This is a genomic window from Clostridium beijerinckii (genome assembly GCA_003129525.1).
GTDB lineage: Bacteria > Bacillota > Clostridia > Clostridiales > Clostridiaceae > Clostridium > Clostridium beijerinckii_D.
Genome location: CP029329.1, coordinates 2906520 through 2930092, shown reverse-complemented (window position 1 = coordinate 2930092; position 23573 = coordinate 2906520). Strand labels below are relative to the sequence as shown.

At 28.6% G+C, this 23573-nt stretch carries 23 protein-coding genes and 1 pseudogene; 6 read left to right on the top strand and 18 right to left on the bottom strand.

Features of this window, described 5'->3' with window-relative positions; all coding sequences use genetic code 11:
• The 10 genes from DIC82_12950 to DIC82_12905 form a co-directional block, all read right to left on the bottom strand.
• Entirely contained in the window at positions 1 to 1458 is a 1458-nt protein-coding gene (locus tag DIC82_12950) for a secretion protein HlyD (GenBank protein ID AWK51870.1), read from the bottom strand.
• Complete coding sequence (locus DIC82_12945) at positions 1454 to 2590, bottom strand: hypothetical protein (GenBank protein AWK51869.1); 1137 nt, start codon at positions 2588 to 2590, stop codon at positions 1454 to 1456. Before DIC82_12945 ends, DIC82_12950 begins: the two co-directional genes overlap by 5 nt.
• Positions 2591 to 3076: 486 nt before the next feature.
• Positions 3077 to 3775, bottom strand: a complete 699-nt coding sequence (locus DIC82_12940; GenBank protein ID AWK51868.1) for a DNA-binding response regulator — start codon at positions 3773 to 3775, stop codon at positions 3077 to 3079.
• A 143-nt stretch (positions 3776 to 3918) separates the two neighbouring features.
• Positions 3919 to 5391 (bottom strand): two-component sensor histidine kinase, encoded by a 1473-nt coding sequence (locus DIC82_12935; GenBank protein AWK51867.1) that lies wholly within the window; start codon positions 5389 to 5391, stop codon positions 3919 to 3921.
• The gene (locus DIC82_12930) at positions 5388 to 5717 is read right to left on the bottom strand and encodes a hypothetical protein (protein ID AWK51866.1); all 330 of its coding nucleotides are present in this window, start codon (positions 5715 to 5717) and stop codon (positions 5388 to 5390) included. The genes DIC82_12935 and DIC82_12930 overlap by 4 nt, the downstream gene beginning before the upstream one ends.
• Before the next feature lie 219 nt (positions 5718 to 5936).
• On the bottom strand, positions 5937 to 6788 hold the full coding sequence (locus tag DIC82_12925) for a 23S rRNA pseudouridine synthase F (protein AWK51865.1): 852 nt from the start codon (positions 6786 to 6788) through the stop codon (positions 5937 to 5939).
• 292 nt (positions 6789 to 7080) lie between these two features.
• Positions 7081 to 7839: a YdcF family protein gene (locus tag DIC82_12920; protein AWK51864.1), complete on the bottom strand. Its 759-nt coding sequence runs from the start codon at positions 7837 to 7839 to the stop codon at positions 7081 to 7083.
• Between the two features lie 617 nt (positions 7840 to 8456).
• Entirely contained in the window at positions 8457 to 9335 is an 879-nt protein-coding gene (locus tag DIC82_12915; protein ID AWK51863.1) for an Hsp33 family molecular chaperone HslO, read from the bottom strand.
• Positions 9336 to 9452: 117 nt separating this feature from the next.
• Entirely contained in the window at positions 9453 to 10190 is a 738-nt protein-coding gene (locus DIC82_12910; GenBank protein AWK51862.1) for a class I SAM-dependent methyltransferase, read from the bottom strand.
• A 357-nt stretch (positions 10191 to 10547) separates the two neighbouring features.
• The gene (locus DIC82_12905; GenBank protein ID AWK51861.1) at positions 10548 to 10766 is read right to left on the bottom strand and encodes a spore protein; all 219 of its coding nucleotides are present in this window, start codon (positions 10764 to 10766) and stop codon (positions 10548 to 10550) included.
• Positions 10767 to 11183: 417 nt separating this feature from the next.
• Here DIC82_12905 and DIC82_12900 point away from each other — a divergent pair, with 417 nt between their 5' ends.
• Genes DIC82_12900 through DIC82_12890 form a run of 3 tightly spaced genes read left to right on the top strand, consistent with a single transcriptional unit; the run spans position 11184 to position 13849 of the window.
• Complete coding sequence (locus DIC82_12900) at positions 11184 to 12176, top strand: aspartate-semialdehyde dehydrogenase (GenBank protein AWK51860.1); 993 nt, start codon at positions 11184 to 11186, stop codon at positions 12174 to 12176.
• Positions 12177 to 12206: 30 nt separating this feature from the next.
• Positions 12207 to 13085 carry a 4-hydroxy-tetrahydrodipicolinate synthase gene (locus DIC82_12895; protein AWK51859.1) on the top strand — a complete coding sequence of 293 codons (879 nt, stop codon included), beginning with the start codon at positions 12207 to 12209 and terminating at the stop codon, positions 13083 to 13085.
• 11 nt (positions 13086 to 13096) lie between these two features.
• On the top strand, positions 13097 to 13849 hold the full coding sequence (locus DIC82_12890) for a 4-hydroxy-tetrahydrodipicolinate reductase (GenBank protein AWK51858.1): 753 nt from the start codon (positions 13097 to 13099) through the stop codon (positions 13847 to 13849).
• A gap of 411 nt (positions 13850 to 14260) precedes the next feature.
• Here DIC82_12890 and DIC82_12885 read toward each other — a convergent pair whose 3' ends face one another.
• Both DIC82_12885 and DIC82_12880 read right to left on the bottom strand, forming a co-directional pair.
• On the bottom strand, positions 14261 to 14578 hold the full coding sequence (locus tag DIC82_12885; GenBank protein AWK51857.1) for a hypothetical protein: 318 nt from the start codon (positions 14576 to 14578) through the stop codon (positions 14261 to 14263).
• Positions 14579 to 14758: 180 nt separating this feature from the next.
• On the bottom strand, positions 14759 to 15904 hold the full coding sequence (locus DIC82_12880; GenBank protein ID AWK51856.1) for an aspartate aminotransferase: 1146 nt from the start codon (positions 15902 to 15904) through the stop codon (positions 14759 to 14761).
• A 280-nt stretch (positions 15905 to 16184) separates the two neighbouring features.
• Here DIC82_12880 and dapD point away from each other — a divergent pair, with 280 nt between their 5' ends.
• Complete coding sequence (gene dapD / locus DIC82_12875) at positions 16185 to 16895, top strand: 2,3,4,5-tetrahydropyridine-2,6-dicarboxylate N-acetyltransferase (protein AWK51855.1); 711 nt, start codon at positions 16185 to 16187, stop codon at positions 16893 to 16895.
• 167 nt (positions 16896 to 17062) lie between these two features.
• On the opposite strand, the gene DIC82_12870 is transcribed toward dapD, so the two are convergent.
• Both DIC82_12870 and DIC82_12865 read right to left on the bottom strand, forming a co-directional pair.
• On the bottom strand, positions 17063 to 17713 hold the full coding sequence (locus DIC82_12870; GenBank protein AWK51854.1) for a single-stranded DNA-binding protein: 651 nt from the start codon (positions 17711 to 17713) through the stop codon (positions 17063 to 17065).
• Between the two features lie 275 nt (positions 17714 to 17988).
• The gene (locus DIC82_12865; protein ID AWK51853.1) at positions 17989 to 18765 is read right to left on the bottom strand and encodes a deacetylase; all 777 of its coding nucleotides are present in this window, start codon (positions 18763 to 18765) and stop codon (positions 17989 to 17991) included.
• Between the two features lie 360 nt (positions 18766 to 19125).
• On the opposite strand from DIC82_12865, the gene DIC82_12860 reads away from it, so the two are divergent.
• The gene (locus DIC82_12860; GenBank protein AWK51852.1) at positions 19126 to 19656 is read left to right on the top strand and encodes a DUF4364 domain-containing protein; all 531 of its coding nucleotides are present in this window, start codon (positions 19126 to 19128) and stop codon (positions 19654 to 19656) included.
• Here the strand turns inward: DIC82_12860 and DIC82_12855 are convergent.
• Positions 19653 to 20543: a hypothetical protein gene (locus DIC82_12855; protein ID AWK51851.1), complete on the bottom strand. Its 891-nt coding sequence runs from the start codon at positions 20541 to 20543 to the stop codon at positions 19653 to 19655. The two genes, DIC82_12860 and DIC82_12855, sit on opposite strands and share 4 nt — an antisense overlap.
• A 394-nt stretch (positions 20544 to 20937) precedes the next feature.
• Between DIC82_12855 and DIC82_12850 the strand changes: the two genes are divergently transcribed.
• Positions 20938 to 21192, top strand: coding sequence for a TIGR03905 family TSCPD domain-containing protein (locus tag DIC82_12850; GenBank protein AWK51850.1), 255 nt, complete (start codon positions 20938 to 20940; stop codon positions 21190 to 21192).
• 494 nt (positions 21193 to 21686) lie between these two features.
• On the opposite strand, the pseudogene DIC82_12845 reads toward DIC82_12850, so the two are convergent.
• The 3 genes and pseudogenes from DIC82_12845 to DIC82_12835 form a co-directional block, all read right to left on the bottom strand.
• Positions 21687 to 21923: pseudogene (locus tag DIC82_12845) on the bottom strand (SAM-dependent methyltransferase).
• Positions 21924 to 21958: 35 nt separating this feature from the next.
• Complete coding sequence (locus DIC82_12840) at positions 21959 to 22279, bottom strand: hypothetical protein (GenBank protein AWK51849.1); 321 nt, start codon at positions 22277 to 22279, stop codon at positions 21959 to 21961.
• 22 nt (positions 22280 to 22301) lie between these two features.
• Positions 22302 to 23288, bottom strand: a complete 987-nt coding sequence (locus DIC82_12835) for a glycoside hydrolase (protein ID AWK51848.1) — start codon at positions 23286 to 23288, stop codon at positions 22302 to 22304.
• Between the last annotated feature and the right edge of the window lie 285 nt (positions 23289 to 23573).

Below are 23573 nucleotides of genomic sequence, written 5' to 3'. Positions count from 1 at the left end.
CTACTTAGTTTGTTTCCTACTTGTTGTTTCATTACTTATTGTTACAGTACTTCCAACTGAATAAGTTGATGGATCACTAAGTATAATCATTCCATCTGAAATATCTGCACCTTCAATTTCTGCATTAGTAGCTGATTCTATACCTTTAGTTACAGGAATTTCTTTAACAATATATTGTTCACCTTGTTTTACTGCAGCATAAACTTCAGTTTGTCCATTATTATTAATCACAGCACCATATGGTACTGAATATACGTCATCCTTTTCATTTGTAATAATATTTACTACAGAATTCATACCCACTTTTACCTTGTCATTTTTTCCTGTTAATTGTACTTTAACAGTAAATGATACATCACTACTTGTTGAATTACTTGTACTACTAGTACTGGTACTTGTACTACCGTTACTAGTACTAGTACTACTAGTATTTGCACTAGCAGTACTAGAAACTGGTTGAACAGTTAGTACTTCTGCTGCAATAATATCGCCCCCTGATGCATCTGTTGTTATTTCTACTCTTTGTCCAACTTTTACATTTGCGACATCTGTTTCATCAACACTTGCATTTACTATTAAATTATCTAAATCTTGAATTACAAATAGTGCTCCACTACTTTCTATACCAACCACTGCATTTACATTAGTTACAGTTCCATCAACTGGCGCTACTACTTCACGATTTAATAATTTTGCTTGTTTTTTTTCTAATGCAAGTCTAGAACTTGTATCTGCCGCAGCTGTTTGGGCAGTTTTATAATCATTTTTTGCCGTAGCTAGACTTTGCTCAGCATTAACTTTTGTAGCTTCTAATGCAACAGTTGCTTTATCATAAGTGCTTTTTGCAGCTTCATAAGTTATTTGTTGTTTGTTTACATCATTTTGTGACATTTCTCCATTTTGAAGCATTACTTTATCATATTCATAAGTTTTAGTCTCTTGTTCAAGATTAAGCTTCGCCGCATCAAGAGCTTTTTCTGCATTTATTATATCTGTATTTAAATTATTATCATATAAATATTGTAGATTGTCATATTTTAGCTTTGAATTTTCTAACGATATTTTATTTTTTTCTTCGCTTGCAGTAACACTTAGTGTTGATTGAGCAATATCATCTTCCAAATCGGTAGTATCTATTATTGCTAATACATCTCCTTTTTTTACTACATCTCCAACCGCTACATTAATACTTGCCACCTTATAATCAAAGTTTGAATACACATTTGTAGAGTCTCCACTTTTTATAGCTCCTGAAGAACTAATATTAGTTGAAATATTTTCTTTCTTAAGGGTAGTATACTTAACATTACTTTGTGTTGTCGCTTTTTTAGCAAACTTAACTTTGTAAAGTGTAAACCCTAAAGCTATAACAAGTAATATACATATTACACTTATGACCTTTTTATTTGAGAATATTTTCTTTATAGATTCTTTATTAACTGCTAATTTCAATCTAATACCCTTCTTTCATTTGTAGATAACGTAAATAATTTACATAAAGCTCATTCTTTTTTGTTTGTAATGCAGATTCATTGGTATCTAATGTAAGCTTTGCATCATTTACTTCTTTTTGAGATACAAATCCATAATCATACTTTGTTTGCGTAATGCTATAAGTATTATTTTCTTGGTTTAAACTATCATAACTACTTTTTATAGAATTATATGAATTCATAAGTGTATTATATTGTTCTTTAAAGCTTGTTTCTGTATCATTCATTAATAACTTTAATTTATTGTTTTCTTGTTCAACCTTGTCATCATAAAGATCTTCATTGTCATAATCATCAATTACATCATTTTGATCTTCTATCTCAATATTATTCTCAAGCATTTTTCCTAAATCATCATCATAATTAATTTTTAAAATAACTTGAAAATCTTCAGTAATATCAGTATTAAATGTTACATTTTCTTCTGGGCTAATTCCTAATGTATTACATAGTTTTGTTCTAGCAAGATCTTCTGTATCTTTTAGTTCTTTTAATTTATTTACTGGAGTTGTATTGTCTTGTAATAAAGAAGTATATTTATTTTTAGATATAAATCCATTTTCATATTGAAGTTTATATACTTTATTTTCCTTTTCATTAGACTTTACAGTATCCTCTTGTAATTTTGCATCAGACACATTAGTTAAATACGCTATGTAAGCATCTTGTGCTGCATAAACTTTAGTTTCAACTTTTTGGTCATAAGTAGTTTTCGCTGATTTATAAGTATTAAACTTTGTTTCATAAGTAGTTTTCGTTGTGTTATAAGCTTTTACTGCTATATCATAAGCCTCCTCATCAAAAACACCTAACTCATCATAATAGTTAGATTTATCAGGCTCACTGTCCTTATCATAGGCATCTAACGCATCATGATACTCTTCTTTTGCTATTTCTAGTGCATTGTGTTGAATTTTAATGTCCAAGTTGTTTTCAATCATAATATCTCTTATATTGTCTAAGGATACTTTGATAGTGTTATCATTTGTAGTTACAGTATTATCAGTTGTAGCTGCTTGTACACTAGATATGTTTAGCAAAGATATATTTGTTAACATTAAAGCCATAATTAAAAAACTTATAAATACTTTTTTCAATTTCGTCTCCTCCTCAATTTGTCTTTCTACAATATATTTCTATTTTTAAAATATATATTAATTGCTATTCTTAGTATATTAGGTAATTCTAACCTTCCTATAAAACAAATATAAACAAAATATAAACTCATGTTAAATTTGTGTTAATTTTTCTCCTTATAAATTATAATATTCCTTTATATACATTTTTACTGATATCCATTTAATTATCGAAATATATCTAAAAAGATGTATCTATAAATCTATACCTGAAGTAAATGTAAAAGTTTAGTTAGCTAGATACCTAACTGAGGATTTAGCTGTAGATATTTCTTCAGTAGAAGTTGTTCCATTTATGATTGTCCCAATGAATATATTGGGAGCATTCATAAATGGAGGTAACTTCTACTGATAGAAATTCACAGTTAAATCCTCAGTAACCCGAACAAATTCATCACCTTCATTTTAGTAGTTTATACACTTAACCTTAGTTTTCACCTTGGGTATCTATATATTAAATCTATATCCAGCTCCCCATACTGTTTCTATATATTTAGGGTTGCTGCTATCTAACTCAATTTTTTCTCTTATTCTATTAATATGAACAGTAACAGTCGAACTATCACCTAATGATTCTTCTCCCCAAATTCTATCTAATAGCTTGTCCTTTGAAAATACAATATTGGGATTCGATGCTAAAAACATCAACAATTCAAATTCTTTATTGGCAAACTTAACCTCTTCTTCTCCAATATAAACTCGTCTTGCTTTCTGTAAAATTTTAATTCTTCCAATAGTTATTGAGCTTCGCTCAATATTATTTTCTTTATCTATGTTTGTAAGACGTTCATAGCGAGAAATATGTGCATTTACTCTTGCTACAAGTTCACTAGGACTAAATGGCTTTACAATATAATCATCTGCTCCTATTCCAAGACCTTGTATCTTATAAATATCTTCTTTTTTAGCAGTAACCATTAAAATTGGTATTTCCTTTTCAGCTCTTATTTCTTCACACACCTTAAATCCGTCTTTGCCTGGTAGCATCACATCTAATAATATTAAATCAAATTTTTTATTTAATGCAAGTTGTAATCCTTCAGTTCCAGTACTCGCAATTTGAGTTTGAAAACCCGTAACTTCAAGATAGTCTTGTTCTAATTCAGCAATACTTTCATCATCTTCTATAATCAATATGCTTTTCAAGTAATCTCCTCCTTATGTAGGACATATAAAAAAAATTAACAAAGCAAATGATAATCTATTTTGTATCTTTGACTTGTTATTTTCTTTCAACTGCCTAATCTAACATGATTTTTAATCAAGAATAAATATATTTAGTCTTTGTTTTAATACTTACTATTGGAATTTACATCAGAAATTTTAGGAAGCGTTATCTTAATTGTAAGCCCCTCAATGTTATGGGCTGAAATTTTTCCACCATGTGCTTCTACAATATTCTTTGCTATAGCTAGTCCAAGTCCACTTCCTTCGTTAGGGTTTGTTCGTGAAGTATCTCCTCTATAAAAGCTTACAAATAAATTAGAAAGTTCTTCTTCTTCTACACCTTTTCCATTGTCACTAAGCTCTAAAACTACAAAGTTTTCTTTTTCATATACTCTTATTTTGATTTTACCTTTATAATCGCCCTTATATTTTACACTATTTTCCACTATATTTAAAAGAACCCTATTCATTTCCTGACAATCTACTTTAACCTTACATAAATCATCACATTCGCTTTCAAAGGAAATTTCAATATCTTTTCCATAAAACTCATCTTTTACATGATTGTAAAAACTTCTCATATATTCTTTTATGTTTACCATATCAAATTTAAATGGAAAACTACCTGTATCCAATTTTGAAAATAAAAATAATCTATCTACAAGTACATCCATGTCACATGCTTTGGTATAAATTGTGTTTAGATATTTTTTTTGTTTTTCAGGTGTTTTTGCTATCCCATCTATTAATCCCTCTACATATCCCTTAATTGCTGTGAGTGGAGTTCTTAAATCATGAGATATTCCAACTACCAATTGCTTTCTGTCTTCCTCATATTTTATTTGTGAATCAACAGAATTTTTTAATCTTATTCTCATTTCATCAAAATCGCCACACACTTGTTTAAACTCATCGTCACTTTCATAATTCATCTCAAAATCAAGGTTCCCGTTTTTAATCTGTTCAGCTCCATAGCTTAAAAGTTCAAGAGGACCTATTAATTTCTTATAAATTTTAGTAGACAATATACCATTAGTTAATGTAACAACTATTAATGAAATAATAATAACTATACATATATAACTCACCACAAAAGTTGACATTTCGTGTTTCATATCAAATCTTATAGGTTGGTAAGATGAGTTAATTGCAATAATATTTACAACCTTATTCTGCTTAATGAAACTATTTTTGACTAAAGAAGTTGAATTCATCTCAAGTACTAATGAATTAGATTTGAAAAGCATTTCTTCTCCTATTTTTGAAATAGCCTCTCTATCTTCATCTGTAACATTTGATGAAATTATTTCTCCATCATATGTAATTATTAAGTGATAACCCTTAGGTTCAAGGAACTCTTGTAACTCCTTTGGTAGCTTTGCAAAATCATCTTTATTATTAAAACTCTTTAAATCTGGTCTCAAGCTCTGCTGAATGAAGTATGCATTAGGATCACGTTCCCTATCACTAGCAAATTTGCTTTCAAATGCTTTTGAAAATGGTATACTCATTATTATTGCAATTATAAATATAATTACTACTGGTATTACAAGCATAAGAATATTTGATATTGTAAGCCTCTTTTTTATTCTCATATTATTTCTTCAACCAATTTCTTAGTAATAATTAAATCTGTTAAATCAATTTTATCTGGACTGACGAGCAATGAATACTCCTTGATCCAGATGTTTCCATCTACAATTTTACACTCATCTACTTTTTCACTAGGATTTTCATCATATACTTCTTCTAGTTCTTCAGTTTTAGTAAGAACAACAATTCTTCTACAAGGTTCTTCTGTTTCATCATAAATATTAAAGAAACTATTGTATGAGTCAAAGCTTTTTACTGATGTAACTACTTTTACATACAAATTGTATTTCTCCGCTGCGTCTTGTGCATTTATATATTCTTTATCCATTTCGTACCCCTTCTACTATTTTAATATTTGAAATTATTCCATAGATTATATTTATTTCACTAAGTATTATTTTTTTGAACTATTTTTTAATTTATATTATATATTTCTAAAAACATTTTTCCATTTTAACATGAGGAAGCCCTGTTTTCTTTGAAGCAAAATTATAAAGATTGGAGTCTTCCTTAATAAATAAATATTTAACCTCATTTTTTAGTTTTTTCAAAAAATATCACCCTCTCCCTTTAGATTTCTTACCTCTTCTTCATTAAGTTCTCTCCATTTCCCAACATCTATGCCAACAATATTTATGTTCATAATTCTAATTCTTTCAAGTTTTAGAACTTTATATCCTAAAGCCCCACTCATTTTACGAATTTGTTTATTAAGACCTTGAGTTAATATTATTCTAAATGTGTTTTCATTAATTCTACTAATTTCACAAGGTCTTGTTCTAATTGTATTCTTTAAGGTAGTATTATTTTGTTTGAAGTCCTTTAATTGTACCGTATTTAAATTTTCTAAATTCTCTCTGCTTAAATCAACTTCTTCACCATTTTCAGTTTTGTATACACCCAATGTATCTGATATTCTTTTAATCCCAGAACTTTCATTTCCTGAAATTTCTACTCCTTTAGCCATTTGCTTAAGAAATTCATCATCAAAGGTTTTATTAACTTTAACAACATATTCTTTCTCATGAATATGTTCTGATTCTAAAATTTCATTTGCTAAATCTCCATCATTAGTCATAATTATAAGACCTTGCGACTCCTTATCTAATCTACCAACTGGAAATATATACTGAGGGTATTTCATAAAATCAATTATATTATCTTTAACTTTATTTTCTGCTGTGCAAGTAATTCCAACAGGCTTATTAAGTGCAATATAAACTTTTTTCTTTATTGAAATTGGTTTATCATCTAGAAGGATTTTGTCCTTATCTATTTCCACCCATTGTCCTAAAACGCAAAACTCACCATTTACCTTAACTCGCTTTTCCTCAATTAATCTATTAGTTTCTTTTCTTGAACAAATTCCATAGTTGCTAAAAAGTTTATTTATCCTCATTCTAACAATTTATCCTTTCATAAGGCATGGTTAAAAAATAACTAGCCCATATGTAATATTATTTTACTATTATTTTTTTAAATTCTAAAGTTAATTTATTGTAATAACTACTTGAGCATATTCAAAGAAATAACAAATCAGAATTCTAATCTATTTTTTTCGTACTTCATCAGTAGGAAACTAGACTCGTATTCACTCGCTGAGTGCTCACAGAGAAAGTTCTGCTGACCAAATGCAAGATTTGGAGCATCACTTTTTGGACATTCACCTTTCGATTCTCACCTTTGGTTCTCTACTTATCAAATAGCACGCTTTTAACAATTGCAAAAGCCTCCCTAGTGTATGTCACTGGAATAAAATACCATACTGTAGAACTAGAATAACTATCAAAATGCGCATATCCATTTTTCTTTGCTATAATGCTACTTCTAAAAGCATGTGAATCTGATGTTATTATTTTAACTTTAATTTCCTTTAATGATTTATGACTATGTTCTTCTATTTTTTCTTTAGAATACTCGAAATTTTCATTAGTATTTCTAGACTCATCCTCAATTATTATTTTGTCCTTATTCACCCCTCTGTCCTGTAAATACTTACTCATGGCATGGGCTTCTGGCAAATCTTCATCTACACCTTGTCCACCAGATAAGACAATATATCCTGTATCATTTTCATCCATACATTTAATTGCTGCATCAAGTCTACTTTGAAGTATTAAGCTAGGAGTTGTTTTATTAGTAAGTCCTGCCCCTAAGACAATAATATAATCTGCTTTATTTTTGTTATGCTTAGGATAACTTATTATAGCGAATTCTATTCCAAAGAAACAAATAACTCCAATACACAAAAATATCTTTACAACCTTAAATCCTTTAGATAAAAATTTACTTTCTTTTATTTTATTCTTAACAAAATGGTAAAATATTAATATAATTCCTAAGATTACAGTCGGAAAACTAAATGCAATTCTTGCACCACTCATTAGATTTATAGCTATTACATATAAAATTAGCAATATTCCTATTATAATGTCCCAAAATTTCTTCAAAATCAATTTCCCCTTATAAAGTGATTCTTAACTTTTTTTGATTGTGCCTTATATCCTCATTTAAGAAGTAGAAATGTTACGTATGCTAACTATCAGGCAATTACACTTTCCAATATTTAAATTTGTTGCTATATAAATTTATTATAACTATATTTTATAAATATGTATTTATATTTATAAAATAGTAACAGTATTGTAATAATATTATATATGAATAACTATACTTAAACATAAAATAGGCTTAAATCTTCAATATAAAGATTTAAGCCTGGTAAAATGACTCTAATTATCTTTTGCACATATGTACTTATATTATAAAATTTCACTTATTAATACAATTAAAGTCTAAGGTTCCACAGTGAAAAATCCAAAAATGTGCAAGATGTATTATTGATAATATCCAATTATAGTTTCATCAATATTTTAAGCTCTTACTGATGAACCCTAAAGATACTCGTGGTAAAAATTACACCTATGCTATGAAAATATACCCAATTAGAAATGAAGGTCCTGCTTTTGTGGAAGTGTTAAATCTTCACGTAACCTGAACAAATTCATGACCTTCATTTCGGGGTACTATACTCATAAGTGTAGTTTTAACTGTGAGTATCTATATTTTATTTATTATTCAATAATTCTCCTATTTCTTTGTTTGTGAATTCATATTTCTTATTACAGAAGTTACATACTACTTCTTCTGTTTTTTCATCATCATATATTTCTTGAAGAGTTTCTTTTCCAATAGATATTAATGCTTTTTCAACTCTTTCCTTAGAACAATCACATTTATACTCTGGTTTAATAGAATCTAATATTTTTAAATCCATTCCATCAAAAATGTATTCTACTATTTCCTCTATTGTTTTTCCTTCACTTATCAAAGTAGTTATTGGTGGAATTTCTTCCAATCTATATGTTATAACATCTGCAAGAAGCTCATCTGCCCCTGGCATCATTTGGACTATAAATCCTCCGGCAGCTTTTATAGATAGATCTCTATCAACTAATACACCAAGTGATACTGCTGATGGTGTTTGTTCTGATACTGTAAAGTAATATGCAAAATCTTCTGCTATTTCTCCTGTTTGTATTCGAACTTGTCCTACATACGGATCTTTAAGACCTAAATCTTTTATTACATATAACATACCATCTTTTCCTATAGCTCCACCAACATCTAATTTCCCTTTTTCATTAAGTGGTCTATCAATATAGGGATTTCCTATAAATCCTTTAACTGAAGCATCACTATGAGCTGTTATAGTGATTCCTTTTGCTTCTCCATTACCATTTATCTTTAAAGTTATAACTTCTTTTTCACCCTTTAAAGTTGTTCCCATTAATGCTCCCGCAGTTAGCATTCTTCCAAAACCTGCAGATGCTACTGGTGTACATTCGTGCATCGTTGCACCTTCATTTACCAAATTAGTTGTAATTCCTGCAATTATTCTAACCATTCCATCTTTAGCTGTTGCTATAATTATTTTGTCTTCCATTATTATATCATCTCCTACTTAATTCAGTTAACAGTTATCAATTAACAATTAACAGTTTATTGTACAATTTCCTTTTAAAATTGAATTATTTAATAAATTTAATCCAATCTTGCTTATTTATTTACTTGCTACATAGAGTATTCTCTCACTATTTTCATCTACTTTTTGCTCAGAATATCCTGCAAACTTTTTTAGAAATTTAAATCCGCATTTTTCTAGAACTTGTTCTATGTAGGCTTCTTTATATGCTCTTTCAAAATGCTCTTCTTCAAATTTTTCATAAAGTCCGTTGTCTTGTTTTACAAAAAAGGTTAAAAACATATTCAATACTTCTTCTTCAAAAGAGTTTTCCCATGTATAAAAAATTTCATTTGAACTATATGTATAAATATTATTCCCAAGAACTGTAGAAAGTTTATAATAGGAATTTATATCAAAGATAAATAATCCATCTTCTTTTAAATGTTCATAAACTTTTGAGAAATACTTAAATAAATCTTCATCTTCTGTTATATAATTTGTTGAATCAAGCACGGATGTTATAAGGTTAAACTTCTTGTTTAAGCTTAATTCACACATATCTTGACATATTACTTTTGCTTTAATCTTATTCTTCTTAAACTTATCAAAAGCAATATTTAACATATCATCTGATAAATCTACTGCATATGTATTTTTAAAATATTTTGCTACCTTAATTGCAACATTACCTGTTCCACATGCTAAATCTAAATAATCTTCAAAGTTTACATTATTTTCAGTACATAAATCTATTATTTTTTCTGCAACTTTATCATAATTAATATCTTCATATATTAATTCATCATATATATTTGCAAATTCTCCATATGCCATGTAATTTATCACGCCCTTAATTTTAGTGTACTAATTCATCTAATATATTATATCGTAATTATTTACTTAGTCAATCAGGCATATGAAATAAAATAACGGGCCAAAGATGTACTATATATTTTGTTTTGAGACCAGGTTACCATTTTCTGATATATGTTTATTCTTAGGCGACAATTTCAGATAAATTCATGAAGAATACAACATTTCACATAAAAAATTCATTTTATATAAGGCAATGAAATATATTTTTTTCATGTAAGTCTAATTAATAAAGCTTATGGGCTAAATATGTTGCAAAATAAAATAGCATACTGATTTCCTTTTTTGAATATATCTCGTCACGTTTATAAGCATTTTTTATAATTGTTTTCTTTTCCGCTTAGCCATAAGTCCTCCAATTCGTCCAGTTTCTTCAGCAGATAATTCACCCCAGCCTTCTTTTCTAACCTTATCAGATAATCCAAGTTCTTCTGCAATTTCATACTTAATTTTTTCTCTCAATTTTTCTTCTTCTGTAAGTTCCTTATTAGCTTTTATTTTTGACTTTATAGTTTTTTTTACACAATCATTACTCATTTTTAATTCCTCCCAATCTTAGGCACTGAAATTAAATGTGCCTCAATTTATCCAATAGTTAGCAGCCGTAATCATTCTAGCGTTAATGGCTGCACGCTCCTGTATCAATTCAACTAAGCTTAAGCTCGGAATTGAACTCCATCTTAATCAAGTTTAATTTTATTATTACTATTATTTCCCGCTATTTTATTACTATTCTATGAAAATTATATTTTTTTTAAATTAATACTCATTATTTCTAAATATCAGCATAATTATGCATAATTTTCTTCTTATTTGCCTAATAAATGGAATATATCAAATCGATAAACAGATTTTTTTCACTTATTTACTCCATTGACTTGATATTTTTTTAATATTTAACTATAGTATTTGTATATATTAAATTATATATAATTAAATTTAGGAGGGATTATTGTGTATAATATTGCAATAGTTGGGGCTACTGGAAATGTAGGAAGAAAGTTTTTAGAAATCTTAGAAGAAAGAAATTTTCCAGTAAAAAATTTATATCTTTTCGCATCAAAGAGATCAGAAGGTAGTACTTTACCATTTAAAGGGAAGGATTATTTAGTTGAAGAAACTTGCGAAAAAAATATAAAAGATAAAAAAATAGATTATGCACTATTTTCAGCTGGTGGAGATGCAAGTAAAGAATTTGCACCTGTTTTTGCACAGTATGGGGCTGTAGTAATTGATAATAGTAGTACTTGGAGAATGGATCCTGAGGTGCCACTTGTAGTACCTGAAGTTAATCCAGAAGACATTAAACTTCATAAAGGAATAATTGCTAATCCAAATTGTTCAACAATTCAAGCAATGCCTATAATGAAAGCTTTAAATGATAAATATGGAATAAAGAGAATTGTTTATTCAACTTACCAAGCAGTATCTGGAGCAGGTGTCCAAGGTATTAAGGATTTAGAAGATGGAATTAAAGGTATTGCACCTAAGAAATTCCCTTATCCTATAGCTGGTAATGTACTGCCTCATATAGATGTTTTCTTAGAAGATGGTTACACTAAAGAAGAAGAAAAAATGATCAAAGAAACAAGAAAAATACTTCACGCACCAGACTTAAGAGTAACAGCAACAACTGCAAGAGTTGCTGTATTAAATAGCCATAGTGAAAGTATAAATGTTGAACTTAATTCTGAATTTGATATAAAAGATATATTTGAATTATTAGGAAACACTCAAGGTGTAACTGTATATGATAATGTTAAGGAATTAAAATATCCAACTGCACTTGAAGTTACTGGTAAGGATGATGTTTATGTTGGAAGAATCAGAAGAGACTTTAGCGTAGATAACGGATTAAACTTGTGGGTTGTTGGAGATAACATAAGAAAAGGAGCAGCTCTTAACGCTATTCAAATTGCAGAAATAATGATAAAAGATAATAAATAATTTCTAGTAATTTAAGTTGGAGGAATTTAAATGTCAATATTTCAGGGCTCAGCTGTAGCTATAGTTACCCCTTTTAATGAAAGTGGAGTTAACTTCGAAAAACTTAAAACTCTACTTGAATGGCATATTAAAGAAGGTACTGACGCTATTGTTGTTTGTGGTACTACTGGTGAAGCTACTACAATGACCGAAAAAGAAAAAAAAGATACAATTAAATTTACAGTTGATGTAATTAACAAAAGAATTCCTGTAATTGCAGGTACCGGTTCAAACAATACTGTTACTGCTATTTCAATGAGTAAATATGCAGAAAGCGTTGGTGTTTCTGGACTTCTTGTTATTACTCCGTACTATAACAAAACTACTCAAAATGGTTTAATAAAACATTTTGCAGCTATAAATGATGAAGTTAAAACACCTATAATACTTTATAATGTTCCTAGTAGAACTGGAGTTAATATTACTCCTAAAACTTTAGTTAAACTTGCTAAGCTCAGCAATGTTGTTGCTATAAAAGAAGCTAGTGGAAATATTAGTCAAATAGTTCAAATGAAAGCATTATGTAGAAATTCTATTGATATTTATTCTGGTAATGATGATCAAGTAGTTTCTATAATGTCCCTTGGTGGAAAGGGTGTTATTTCTGTTTTAGCAAATATAATGCCTAAAAAAGTTCATGAAATAGCACAAAAATGTTTGGATAATAATTATAAAGAGGCTTTAGATATTCAATTAGATACTTTATCTTTAGCAAATACTTTATTTATAGAAACAAGTCCAATTCCCGTTAAAACGGCCATGAATCTTATGGGACTTGAAGTTGGTCCTTTAAGACTTCCTCTTTGTGAAATGGAAAATAACAATGAAGAAATACTAAAAGCTGCTTTAATAGATAATAAATTGATGTAAGGTGATAAAAAATGATAAAAATAGTATTAAATGGCTGCTCAGGTAAAATGGGTAAAATGATCACTGAATGTGCTCTTAAATTTAAGGATGTAGAAATAATTGCTGGAATTGATAAATTTCCAAGCAATACACCATATCCTATATTTGAAACTGTGCAAGATTTAAATATAGATTATGATGTTTTATTAGATTTTTCAAGAGCTGATGCTCTACACAATCTATTAGAATTAACGGAAAAAACTAACAAACCATTAGTAATATGTTCAACTGGATTTTCTAAGGAGGATTTAGCTTTAATAGATGAGAAAAGTAATTCTCTTAAGTTATTTAGATCAGGTAACATGTCACTTGGTATTAATTTAATAAGCTCTCTTTTAAAGAAAATAACTCCACTTCTTTATGGAAACTATGATATAGAAATAGTGGAAAAGCATCATAACCAAAAAGTAGATGCACCTAGTGGTACTGCAATAATGCTTGCTGATGCTATAAAAGATTCTATAAAAGATACAACTAAATATGTATACGGAAGAGAAGGTAATTCTAAAAGAGAAGAAAATGAAATTGGTATACATGCAGTTAGAGGGGGTTCTATTATAGGAGATCACGAAGTTATCTTCGCTGGAACTGGTGAAGTAATAGAATTAACTCATAAAGCAATATCAAGAGAAGTTTTCGCAGTTGGTGCCTTAAAAGCATGTGAATATATGGCTTCAGTAGATAAAGCTGGCTTATATGATATGAATGATGTTATAGAACTTTAATAATAGTTACTTTATAGCAAAAAGAAACAGAATGGACAAAACTCCATTTTGTTTCTTTTTTTATTACCAGGATATTTATTAATAAATTGCTCCCACATTTCTTTTGCTTTCATTATTAATTTCTCCTTCTCCCCTTTTGCTTGTACGTTATATTTATATGCTACTTTATTCATTAAATTTATTGAATCCATATAGTATTAACAACATCAATCTGCAAAAATTAGCAAATGTATTTTATAACATATATACATTTTATTTAACTTTATTATAACATAATCAGAATTTTCCAGATATTATACGGGATATAATTAATATATATATCCATATTTTATATATTGAAATCTATAAAAATAACTATCCTAATATGCAAAATATAATATCATACTGGATAGTTATTTTTATATGTTTAAATTATTCTTTAATATAAGAACAACAATAATCTGCTACTTCTTTTACTATTAAACTAAATTTAGAGTTTCCTGGAACTGTAAAAGATTGACCTTCTTTATATGTAACAAAAGTATCTGAATCTGGTAATTTAACATCCATTGATCCACCTAAGATTTCCATAACTTCTTTATCTCCTGTACCAAATTCATAATCACCTGGTAACATTATTCCTAAAGTTTTTCTTTCACCATCTTCAAAGATAACTGTTCTACTAGTAACCTTTCCGTCAAAATAAACATTTGCCTTTTTCACTGCTGTAACATTTTTAAATTCACTCATTATAATTCCTCCTATTTTCTATATAATTTGTTTTAATATACATCCAACTTTAGTTATACCTGCGCGCTAAATTAAATTCGAAATTTTAAATGCTAATTATCAATTATGAATTGTTAACCATTAGATTTATAATTAAATTTCCACACATAGGTATATTTACTGTTTTGGTATCTATATTAATTAGCAATTTGGAAAATTTAATTTTAAGAAGTTTCCAAGTCTATCAAACGCTTCTTTTAAAACTTCATCACTATAACAATATGATATTCTCATATATCCTTCGCCGAGTTCTCCGAATGCTGTACCTGGTACACAGGCTAGTTTTCCTTCATTTAATAATTTTTCACAAAACTCTTCTGAAACCATATTAAATTTTTTAATTGAAGGAAAAATATAAAATGCCCCCTTAGGTTCTGCGACTTCCAAATTAAGCTCTTTTAATCGATTCATACAATAATTTTTTCTTCTTTCGAAAGTCTTTCTCATATTTTCAACATCTTCTAGTGAATGTTTTAATCCTTCAAGTGCACCATATTGAGCTATTGATGGAGCACACGATACTGCATATTGATGTACCTTGATTATTTCCTTCATATATTTCTCTGTACATGCTACATATCCAATTCTAAGTCCTGTCATTGAAAATATTTTTGAGAATCCACTTACATATATAATTTTATCTTTTATTTCCTTTGCTTGCGCTACTGAATAATACTCATCAAAAATTATAGCAGAATACATTTCATCAGTTATAACTATAATATCTCTTTCTTTTATTAATTCAACAAGTTCATCTCTTTGGTCTCTAGATAAAATTGCACCTGTTGGATTTGACGGGAAAGATAACATTAAATATTTTATATCTTCTTTATCTAATCTTGCTTTTATTTCATCTATATTTAATGTGAAATCATCATTTAACTCATAATTTATAACTTCTGCACCTATCATTATTGAAATATTTTCATAAGCTGGATAAGCTGGTCCTGGTATTAAAATCTTATCCCCTTTATTCATTAATGCAAACAATACTGAATATAAGCCCTCACTACCACCAACTGTTATGCATACGTCTTCCTTATCATACTCAATATCAAATGTCTTTAGATATTGGCAAATCTCTTCTCTAAGCTCATCTACACCTGCATTTGATGTGTATGTTGTTTTATTTGTTTTAATAGCATTAATCATTCCTTCTGATATGTTTAATGGCACACAGAAATCCGGTTGGCCAAGAGTTAATGAAATTGCCCCCTCCACATTTTTAACCTTCTCTGCAAATCTTCTTATTCCAGAAATTTGAATTTTCTCAACTTGTTTATTCATAATTATAATGCCCCCTGTTATGATAATATAAAGTGAAACTTTTCAAGTGAAGTTTTATACTCCAGCTAAATTTAGTTGAACTTACCCAGGACCTCGCATCCGTTAACTTCATATTTAAGAAGATGGAGTCTTACGGATGCTAGCTATCGGATAAACTTATTTTACAACATTACCACTATTCATTCAAACTATTTGTATTTTTATACTTATTCCTCTTTCATTTACTTTAAATCTTTATTATAATAAAGTAGATTGTAATAATACTAGAAAGGGTGATATAATGTCATATAATTTAACAGATCCTTATGAAATCGCTAGATTTATTAAGGAATCAAAAAAATCAACTCCAGTAAAAGTTTATGTTAATGGAGATTTAGGCAATGCTCAAATGAATGATGTAGAATGGTATGGTTCTAACGGATTTTATATACTAATGGGAGAATCTGATTCTATAACTAAAATAATATTGGATAATAAACACCTTATTAAACACTTTAGAATAGAAAATGACAGAAGGAATTCTGCTGTTCCTATGCTAGATTTGCTTGAAGTAGATGCTAGAATTGAACCAGGTGCTATCATAAGAGATAAAGTTCTCATTGGTAAAAATGCTATAGTGATGATGGGTGCTGTAATTAACATTGGAGCTGAAATTGGGGATGGAACTATGGTCGATATGAATGCAGTAGTTGGAGCTCGTGGAAAATTAGGTAAGAATGTTCATTTAGGAGCTGGGGCTGTTGTAGCTGGCGTATTAGAACCGCCAAGTAAAGAACCTTGCATGATTGGTGATAATGTTTTAATTGGTGCAAACTCAGTAATACTTGAAGGTATTAAGATAGGTGCCGGATCTGTTGTTGCTGCTGGTTCAGTAGTTACAGAAGATGTTCCAGAGAACGTTGTTGTTGCAGGTAGTCCTGCTAGAATAATTAAATCAGTAGATGATAAGACAAAAGATAAAACTCAAATAATGGATGATTTAAGAAAATAGAAAATTATTAGTTTATTCAAACTTACATATGGGCTATTTAAGAAAAGAGAAAAGGTTTCAATAAATTTAAAATTTATTGAAACCTTTTCTTTTACTTAAAATAACTAAATATTTAATAACTAATTGATTATCGACCATCATAGATTTTTTAAAAGCTATTTTTTATACTATACTGCCCCTTCTTCCCTTGCTACATCTTCTTTTTGAGCTCTTTCCATTTTTGAAATTGAAACTTCATATGCAATTTTTCTAATTACTTCACTGTCTGAAACCTTTTTTTGGTATTCTCTACTTTGAAGTCTTCCCCAAACCTTAATATTATCACCAACACTTAAAGTTTGGCAGAACCTTGAGTTTCTTCCCCATGCAATAGTTGGAATATAATCTGATTTATTATACGCTCTATTTACAGCTAAAAGCACATCTGCAATTTCACGGCCAAAAGGTGTTGTTCTATAAATAGGTTCCTTGCATATATATCCATCTAAGAATATTTCATTAGGATTTTTGCTTCTTTCCAAACATGGTTCAATATTTCTTGCGAACACAGTAAGTATAAGTTTATTCGAACCATCTATAAACTTGTTGTAAGATCTAAGTTGCCCTTCTACTATTACGTCAATTCCTACCTCTAATTTAATATCACTAAGTAGTCTTTCTGAAACAGTAATATTTAATGTATCCACTGAGTCGCTTAATCTCATTACATCTAAATCAAAAGTATAGAACCCCTCCCCATACATTTCATGGCTAAACTCTAATCCAGATGTTACTTTACCCTCAAGGTAAATCTTGTTATTTAGCATTAAATTATCCATTGTAATCCCTCTCTCCATCGGAAATTATTTTATTTTGTGTAATATATGCTCCCACTTGCATATATTACCATTATAATACAAAAACTAGTTTATTTTCAATAAATATTAAATATTTTTATTCCATAGCTAACTACCACTGCAAATTACTAGATCTAAATGAAAAAGTTTACTTAAATTTGATTCTCGTTTTTTCTTTAGTATGATGATAAGTGGCACTAATCTCATGGACATTATGACCCTTGTGATCATAAGTTCAACTAAGAATCAGTTGTAGATTAATCTCCATCTGAATTAAGTTTCACTTTATGTTGAATTCCTTGATTATCTACACTATAGTCTTCAAAGTATATCATTTCACCTACAGTTTTAAACTCATATCCTTTTTCTTTTAATTCTTTTATAATCCTATCTAAACTATCTGGAGTGTACTTTGCATTATGAAAAAGAATAATAGAACCAGGCTTAACATTTTTCATTACTCTATTATATTCTGTTTCAGCTGATAACTCCTTCCAATCAACAGAATCAACATCCCACTGGATAGTCATATATCCTAAGTTTCTCACCTTCAAAAAAGCATCTTTATTATAATCTCCACTTGGAAATCTAAATAATCTTGGTTTTTCGCCTGTATATTTTTCAATAATATCATTTGTTTTTTCTATTTCTTCCTTAATTTTATCTGCTCCTATCTTTGTAAAGCTTGGATGCTTATAACTATGATTTCCTATTTCATGCCCCCCTTCTTTTATTGCCTTTAACTTATTAACATTATCTTCACTATAATTAACCCATCCACCCATTACAAAGAATGTTCCTTTTATATTATATTTATTTAATATGTTTAATATTACATCAATATTATCTTTTTCAGTCCAATTCACATCAAAAGTTAAGCTAACTGCATTCTCCTTTGTATCAACACAATATATAGGATTTTCTTCATGACTGTTTACCATTGCCTGTGTCGTTTTATTAATTCCAATAGATATGACTATTAAAAAAATAATTAAAATTAAATCTATTTCTATCCTCTTTTTCTTCCATATCACCCTATACACCTCTTATAAACTTTGTAATTCTTTATTAAACTATATTCATTACATATTTTTTTATGCTATAAAAAATGTCACTTTTAATATAAATTCTCAAGAAACAAAAAATCAAGTCATTCTTCTAAATACAACTTAATTTAGAAAAATGACTTAGTATATTTTTACTTTATATTATTTTGTGTATATATTAAATCACTATTTAATATATTTAAAAAAGTGAGAAATCTAATAGTGATATATATTTTACTTGCTACTTTTTTATGTGTCTAATATTAAAATTGTTTTATTGGTTACTATTCCATAAAAGATAATTTATGTTATAATAAAAATAGATTTTCATTAGTTATGGAGGTATTTATGTACGAAAGCTCATCAGAACTCGCAGAAAACAAATTATTAATGTTATATGTATTAAAATCAATAAAAGACCCAATATCAAATACTCAGCTTACAGAAATAATTCTTGAGAATAACTTTATGAATTATTTTACATTTCAACAATATTTGGCTGAGCTTGAAGATTCTAGATTCGTTGAATATCATGAAGCTAATGATAAAAAATTACTCGCATTAACAGAAAAAGGAGATAATGTTCTTTCTTTCTTTAAAGATAGAATATCCCCTTCAAAAATAGCTATTATTGTCGACTATATAAAAGATAAGATAGGATCTATAAAAAAGGAATTAACTATCCAAGCTGACTATACTCTTGGTGAAAGTGATGATAGTTTTATAGTTGATCTTAAGGCCATAGAAGATCAATCTTTATTAATGGAATTAAAATTATCAGTTCCTACTAAAAAACAAGCAACTTCAATTTGCACAAAATGGAAAGAAAATCCGTCTGAAATATATACTAACATAATTAATATATTTATTAATAATTAATTGATGTTTTCCACTAAAGTCATAGCAGTAGGCTCTGAACCTACTTCTATGACTTTTATTATTTTATTTTCTATCCCTATTATTTTTAATATTCCATTTAAGTAATCTACAACAAATATATCTTCTTTGACCTTTACTATGCCTCTTGGCATTCCACCTATAATTATTTTATTTTCAGCATTAAGATCTTTTAAGTTTACAATACTTATAGACCCCTCACATAAATTTGAAACATATAAATAATCATTGTCTTCAAATAAATCTATAGGACACAATCCAACCTCGATCTTATTAATCAACTTTAGTGTTTTTAAATCAATAATTCCTATGTTTCCTTTTCTATCATAACCAAGGTAACTCATACATAAATATAAGTATTTTTTATTCTTTGATATATTCATTTTTGTAGGAGTAATATCTACTTTAATTCTTTTTATTTCCTTATTATTTATATAGTCAATTACAGATATACTATCCTCACCCATATTACTTATAAATAAAAGGTTTTTTTCTTCCAATAATGCTATATTATGAGGAACTCTGCCTGTTGGTACCTCAAAATTTACTCTTTCATTTATCATGTCATATATTATAAGTGAATTTGATTCTCCACATGAAACATAAGCTATATCATCATGGGCTACTATATCATTAGGATGTGCTCCTATATATAAGTTGTTTTCTTCTTTAAAGCTCTTATAATTTATTAATGAAATACTATTATTATAATTATTAGCTACTAAAATTTTATCCTTGTATAATGATAATCCATGGGGTCCAAATGGATTTTCACCAACAGATAAAATTATACTCTGATTGTTTAAATTTTCAGTATTTATCTTGTTTAAACTATCTGAACCAGTATTGCATAAAATTATATGGCTCATTCCATTTCCCCCTATTAATATAATCATACTATTCTCTATAATATATTCTAAAAACTCATTATTGGCACAACTTATTAATTGTATTATCTTTATTTATTGACAAATTTCTTGTATAATGTATTATGCTCGCCTTAGGGATATTTTAAAATAATAAGTGAATATACTAATCTATTTCACATCCCTTATGTGTGTTCGCTGAATAAGGCACATGAAAATAAATAACAAGTCCAAAGTTGCCATGAATATTTTTCATTAGGCAAGGAGGTGAATTGCCCTCATAGCAAGCCTATTAGGTCAATTTGCCGACGTAGGATAATGGAAAATAGTCTGGCAAATAGACTTGTTATTTATTTGATTGTGCCTAATATTAAATTTATCGAAAGGAGTGTATGTAATGTATTCATATAAAACATCAGGTGTTTGTTCATCTGTAATTAATCTTGAAATTACAAACAATATCGTTGAAAATGTAGAATTTGTTGGAGGTTGTGCCGGAAATCTTTTAGGTATTGGACACTTAGTAAAAGGCATGCCTGTAGATGAAGTTATTGATAAGTTAGGCGGAATAAGTTGTAAAACCAAAGGAACATCTTGTCCAGATCAACTATCTAAAGCTTTGTTAGAATGGAAAAAAGAGAATATGGCATAGATGCCAAGTTTATGCGTATAATCCACTGAAATAAAGGGTACTCTGTTGTTCCTGTTACTGATAATTTAGCTGTGAGAAAATTAAACTCGACTCACTTTATTCGACGAGCAAGTTCGAGCAACCTAATATAAAATTATGACTCTCACTTAACATTAGAAGTTGCAACATTTCTGCATGTTCTTGAGACAAGCTCAGTGCAAGCAAAAATGGTACAACTTCTAATGAAGAAATACCTAAAGCCAAATTCTCTGATGTAACACTACACAAAGGAGTACCCTTTTATTAGTCATCAAACAAAAAAAGAGTAGAAATCACTTCCTACACCTTTATTTTTATCTAACATCTTCTTATATTCTATTTTCTGTATGGCTATAAATATATATCAACACTGTTCTCAAGGAAATATCTTACTCCAGATACTCCTTAGGTTATAACTTAAATTAATTTGCAAACAGCATTAAATCTAGAAGGTCTATAATAACCATCTATAATCTTCCAAAACAAATAACCTTATCAAATGTTTTATCTTTAAAAATCAAATCATTTGCTTCCCCTTGTAAAACTGAATTATTAAGGATTTGTATATGCTTTTTAACAAGGCTGCTAGAATAATCCACACCAACATATTGACCACATTTTATATATTGGGCTAGTCCTCCTGCACCACAACCTACTTCTAATACTTTATCAGTTTCTTTTATATATAGTTCTTTAACAATTTCTCTTGCTATTTCTTTTACACTTCATGCTTATTTATTAATATTATTTAATAAGTACAAATACTACGTTTGAATTTCTTTTGTACTTTAGAACATTCTAACCAACAGGTGCCATATTGTACCCAATAGGCATAATCATTAGGCGTTATACTGGTTAATAGACATCCTAGCAAATTCATTTCTTTTAAATTTGAAAACCCACAGATTATATTACTAGCTACTAATAAAGTTGTACCAATTCTTAAGATTAATTCATCTTCAAATTTCTCACTATCTTTTACGCCTAAATTTTCTAACTTGATATTTAGTGTAGTTTTGTTACCATATTTCCATTCTAAAAACTGTGTATGGTTCATTACTACTTCCATATTTAACTCCTTCCAATAATTATCAATTAATCATTTCTCCATTTAATTGTGTCCAAAGTTTATTTAGAAGAATACCGTTGTAATCTTGATTATATTCCCAAAACATTGCTCCCCCAAGTTTTTTTGATTTTATATATTCAGTTTTATTGATAATTGACTCCTCGTCCTCATAAGTTATAAATGAACTATCATTTTTTAAGTACGCAACTTTAGCCTGATTATCCCAGTATCTAATCCAACCATTTTTATTTATATAATTATTAACAAGTGTTCCATATGAAAGAGCTTGGTTGCCATAATATCCAAAGAAGGGAATGCCGAGATTGATTTTAGATGCAGGAACTCCTGCATTTATAAATATACTTACTGACTCATCACAACTTAAGCCTGATCCATAACCAGAAGATGTAGGATAAAGGTTTGCATTGTGAGTGTCATGCCCAAAATCATAAGTCATCAAATTTATATAATCACATATGTTTGCTATTTTACTTATCTCTGTATTATTAACATAGAATTGATCTGCTCCCGCAGCTATACTAAGTATTTTACTATTTCCTATCTTATTGCGTATTGTTTCAAGCAAAAGAGTAAAATTCTGTTTGTCCTGTGCACGGCACTTAATCAAGCCACAAGCACCATAAACAGGATATTCCCAATCAATATCTATTCCATTTAATTTATAGGTGTTTAGAACATCCAAGCAACTATTTGCAAATATATTTCGTGAAGATTCTGAATAGGCTGCATCGGAGAAACCTTCAGCACCCCATCCACCCACTGAAAGAATAACCTTCAAATTAGGATTACTAGACTTAAATGACACTAGCTTTGATAAATCTTGACCATTTGAAATCGAAATCTGACCGTCCACGATGTATCCAAAAGCATAATTAGCATGAGTTAACTTTGCTACCTCCATAGTACTTGGAGTACCATATACATATCCTATTACATTATATGTAGTAGCAGTTTCAGAATACATTGGAATTATTTTTCTAATTTTCATAACTCCCTCCTAATGTTAATAAAATAATTTCATTGAGTAGTCATACTTGTAAAATATTAACTTACCATCAGATTAAACTTACTTAATAAGTATATGTATTAAATTTTCTATACTTGTCCATTAATTCTAAATATAATATATCAATTCTAAGAATATTCAATATAAATCATGTCTTAAAATACTATAGCTTTTTAAGACAGTACTAAATAAAATAAAGGGCGTGTCGCAAAATGATTAATTTTTAATCAGAAGCGACACTTCTTTTCGTTTTAAATTAAAAAATCT

Coding starts and splice junctions, on each gene's coding strand:
- DIC82_12935 (AWK51867.1), bottom strand. CDS start 5,391: ATGAGAATAAAAAAGAGGCTTACAATATCAAATATTCTTATGCTTGTA.
- DIC82_12885 (AWK51857.1), bottom strand. CDS start 14,578: ATGAGTGAATTTAAAAATGTTACAGCAGTGAAAAAGGCAAATGTTTAT.
- DIC82_12840 (AWK51849.1), bottom strand. CDS start 22,279: ATGGAAGTAGTAATGAACCATACACAGTTTTTAGAATGGAAATATGGT.
- DIC82_12850 (AWK51850.1), top strand. CDS start 20,938: ATGTATTCATATAAAACATCAGGTGTTTGTTCATCTGTAATTAATCTT.
- DIC82_12915 (AWK51863.1), bottom strand. CDS start 9,335: ATGGAAGACAAAATAATTATAGCAACAGCTAAAGATGGAATGGTTAGA.
- dapD (AWK51855.1), top strand. CDS start 16,185: ATGTCATATAATTTAACAGATCCTTATGAAATCGCTAGATTTATTAAG.
- DIC82_12910 (AWK51862.1), bottom strand. CDS start 10,190: ATGGCATATGGAGAATTTGCAAATATATATGATGAATTAATATATGAA.
- DIC82_12855 (AWK51851.1), bottom strand. CDS start 20,543: ATGAGCCATATAATTTTATGCAATACTGGTTCAGATAGTTTAAACAAG.
- DIC82_12835 (AWK51848.1), bottom strand. CDS start 23,288: ATGAAAATTAGAAAAATAATTCCAATGTATTCTGAAACTGCTACTACA.
- DIC82_12860 (AWK51852.1), top strand. CDS start 19,126: ATGTACGAAAGCTCATCAGAACTCGCAGAAAACAAATTATTAATGTTA.
- DIC82_12880 (AWK51856.1), bottom strand. CDS start 15,904: ATGAATAAACAAGTTGAGAAAATTCAAATTTCTGGAATAAGAAGATTT.
- DIC82_12890 (AWK51858.1), top strand. CDS start 13,097: ATGATAAAAATAGTATTAAATGGCTGCTCAGGTAAAATGGGTAAAATG.
- DIC82_12905 (AWK51861.1), bottom strand. CDS start 10,766: ATGAGTAATGATTGTGTAAAAAAAACTATAAAGTCAAAAATAAAAGCT.
- DIC82_12925 (AWK51865.1), bottom strand. CDS start 6,788: ATGAGGATAAATAAACTTTTTAGCAACTATGGAATTTGTTCAAGAAAA.
- DIC82_12895 (AWK51859.1), top strand. CDS start 12,207: ATGTCAATATTTCAGGGCTCAGCTGTAGCTATAGTTACCCCTTTTAAT.
- DIC82_12870 (AWK51854.1), bottom strand. CDS start 17,713: ATGGATAATTTAATGCTAAATAACAAGATTTACCTTGAGGGTAAAGTA.
- DIC82_12930 (AWK51866.1), bottom strand. CDS start 5,717: ATGGATAAAGAATATATAAATGCACAAGACGCAGCGGAGAAATACAAT.